4 protein-coding genes are annotated in these 2,292 nt (G+C 32.9%); 2 read left to right on the plus strand and 2 right to left on the minus strand.

What is annotated here, in order from left to right:
• Nucleotides 1-30: 30 nt before the first annotated feature.
• Entirely contained in the window at nt 31-711 is a 681-nt protein-coding gene (locus tag O5Y44_RS08710; RefSeq protein WP_371466004.1) for an IS6-like element IS1216 family transposase, read from the minus strand.
• 41 nt (nt 712-752) lie between these two features.
• On the opposite strand from O5Y44_RS08710, the gene O5Y44_RS08715 reads away from it, so the two are divergent.
• Nucleotides 753-1,067 (plus strand): hypothetical protein, encoded by a 315-nt coding sequence (locus O5Y44_RS08715; protein ID WP_257960204.1) that lies wholly within the window; start codon nt 753-755, stop codon nt 1,065-1,067.
• A 163-nt stretch (nt 1,068-1,230) separates the two neighbouring features.
• Here O5Y44_RS08715 and O5Y44_RS08720 read toward each other — a convergent pair whose 3' ends face one another.
• Nucleotides 1,231-1,557 (minus strand): DMT family transporter, encoded by a 327-nt coding sequence (locus tag O5Y44_RS08720; protein WP_009732038.1) that lies wholly within the window; start codon nt 1,555-1,557, stop codon nt 1,231-1,233.
• Between the two features lie 190 nt (nt 1,558-1,747).
• On the opposite strand from O5Y44_RS08720, the gene O5Y44_RS08725 reads away from it, so the two are divergent.
• Nucleotides 1,748-2,128, plus strand: coding sequence for an NAD(+) diphosphatase (locus tag O5Y44_RS08725; RefSeq protein ID WP_223346196.1), 381 nt, complete (start codon nt 1,748-1,750; stop codon nt 2,126-2,128).
• The last annotated feature ends 164 nt before the right edge of the window (nt 2,129-2,292 follow it).

Below are 2,292 nucleotides of genomic sequence, written 5' to 3' on the forward strand. Positions count from 1 at the left end.
AAGAATAAAATCCCTTACGGCATCTATGATTTAAGCTGGGATTCCCAATAATACCTTGATTTCAGTACAGACCGAAAACCCGAAGAGAGTGCCTTCTTTTCGGGTTTTCTTATATAATCCTCGGATGGCTTCCATGCCTTTAATCGTGGGTGAGGCAGTGCGTAAACTTCGATAGAATTTATTGCGTCTCTTTACTGGACGATGGTCTTGTTCAATCAAATTATTCAGGTATTTAATGGTACGATGTTCTGTCCCTTGATAAAAGCCGTATTCTTTTAGTCTCTTAAAGGCACTTGTAATAGAGGGGGCTTTATCTGTGACTACAACCTTCGGTTCATCAAACTGCTTCACTAACCGCTTAAGAAAAGCATAGGCTGCTTGTGTGTCCCGTTTTTTACGTAACCAAATATCCAAGGTTAAACCATCTGCATCGATGGCTCGATACAAATAATGCCATTTTCCTTTAATTTTGATGTATGTTTCATCCATTTTCCATGAATAAAAGGATTTTTTATTTTTCTTTTTCCAAATTTGATAGAGTAGTTTGCCATATTCTTGCACCCAACGATAAATCGTCGTATGAGAAACGTTAATGCCACAATCATATAAGATTTCTTGAACTTCACGATAGCTAAGGTTATAACGAAGATAGTAGCCCACGGCTACAATAATCACATCCTGCTGAAATTGCTTTCCTTTAAAATGATTCATCGTCATTCCTCCTGCTATCTTTTTCTATTATTCTACCTTATTTGATAGTAGATTTAAAACTTTGCAACAGAACCGCAAATATCTTTGGGACTACTACAGATTATTTGCTGGGACAAAAACCTTATTCAATTATCAGTAGTTTACCTCTAGAACAATTAGATCTTACCAATATTGCAAACTTTTCAAAGGATGAGTTTGATATTTTGAAACATTCAATAGCAGTTTCGGTGGCAAGAAATAAAATAAAGGCAACAGAACTAAAAGATAGAGTTATAGAAAAAAATCAGTTGTCAGAAAAAGATGCAGAACTTTTGAATAAGATTTTTGAAGAAGTTAAAACTTATTGGGAAAATTAGGAGGACGCTAGTCTTCAAAATTCCCTCCCAAAATGTGTCCAAAATATTGACAGAATTCTAGCTTTTCATTATAGTTCTTATGGAACTTTTTTTCTACAACAAAATAGGCTCCATAATATCCATAGGGGATTTACCCACTACAAATAGTATAGAGCCGGTTTTATTAATGTCCTGCATTTCCTAATAAGTTAACCATGACAACACCAATGATAATCAAAATTAAACCGATAATGCTATAAACATTTAGTGTTTCTTTGAAAATCATTACTGCGATAGAGGCTGTCAAAACTAAACCGACAGCTGACCATGTTGCATAAGCTATTCCTAAAGGAATTTTTTGCATTGCTAGTGAGAGGAAATAGAAACAAACGCCATAGCTAAGTAGGGCAGAAACGGTTGGAATAGGCTTTGTAAAACCGTCTGATAATTTCAAAAGGTTAGTTCCCAATATCTCTCCTACAATGGCGATAAAAAGATAAAAGTATGACATGTCTTTAACCTCCTATATGTCATGTTTTTGCTCTAAGAGCTATTATAGCTATCCGTTTTTTATAAATCTTGGCACAAGTCATGAGAATTTGTAGTAAAACTGTGGCAGACACTTTTTCAGAACCAATAGCTGATAAGTTTAGTATATCATAAGATAAATTTTAAAAAAAGTCTTGATTTATTTCAATGTCTTGCGTGGTCTCGATTTTACTGGTAAAATTACTTTTAAGAACTTTAAAAAAGAGGTTTCTATATTTGACAAAACAATGACTTGTTGTCCCGAATGTGGGCATCCTTTGGAGAAAAAATTTTTAAAAGATGAGGGAGATATTCCTTATTGTTCACAATGTGCGAGTTTTCGTTTTCCAGTCTTTAATACAGCAATTAGTGCGATTTTATTTAATGAAAAACATGATAAGATTCTCTTGATTAAGCAATATGACATGGCTGAGCATATTTTGCTAGCTGGTTATGTGTCTAATGATATTCACAACCAATTTCTACAATCATTAAAGGCAATTAATTTAGCCTCTCTTATTACGGATATGGGTAATAAAATTGCACAAAACTAGTCCAAAACTCTTTTTAATAAGGAGTATACTTTCTAGCATTTTATAGTTACTAAAAAGTATCTAAACTTTGGAAGTGATACTAAGTTTTAAAAAATATTATGGAAAAAAAGCTTATAAAATCAATATTTCTGAGATTTAAAACTAATAATATTAGACTCAAAATC

It is taken from the genome of Gemella sp. 27098_8_155, assembly GCF_041433725.1.
GTDB lineage: Bacteria > Bacillota > Bacilli > Staphylococcales > Gemellaceae > Gemella > Gemella haemolysans_D.

Excerpts from the sequence above, each read along its gene's own strand:
- O5Y44_RS08720 (WP_009732038.1), bottom strand. The coding sequence starts at position 1,557 with ATGTCATACTTTTATCTTTTTATCGCCATTGTAGGAGAGATATTGGGA.
- O5Y44_RS08710 (WP_371466004.1), bottom strand. The coding sequence starts at position 711 with ATGAATCATTTTAAAGGAAAGCAATTTCAGCAGGATGTGATTATTGTA.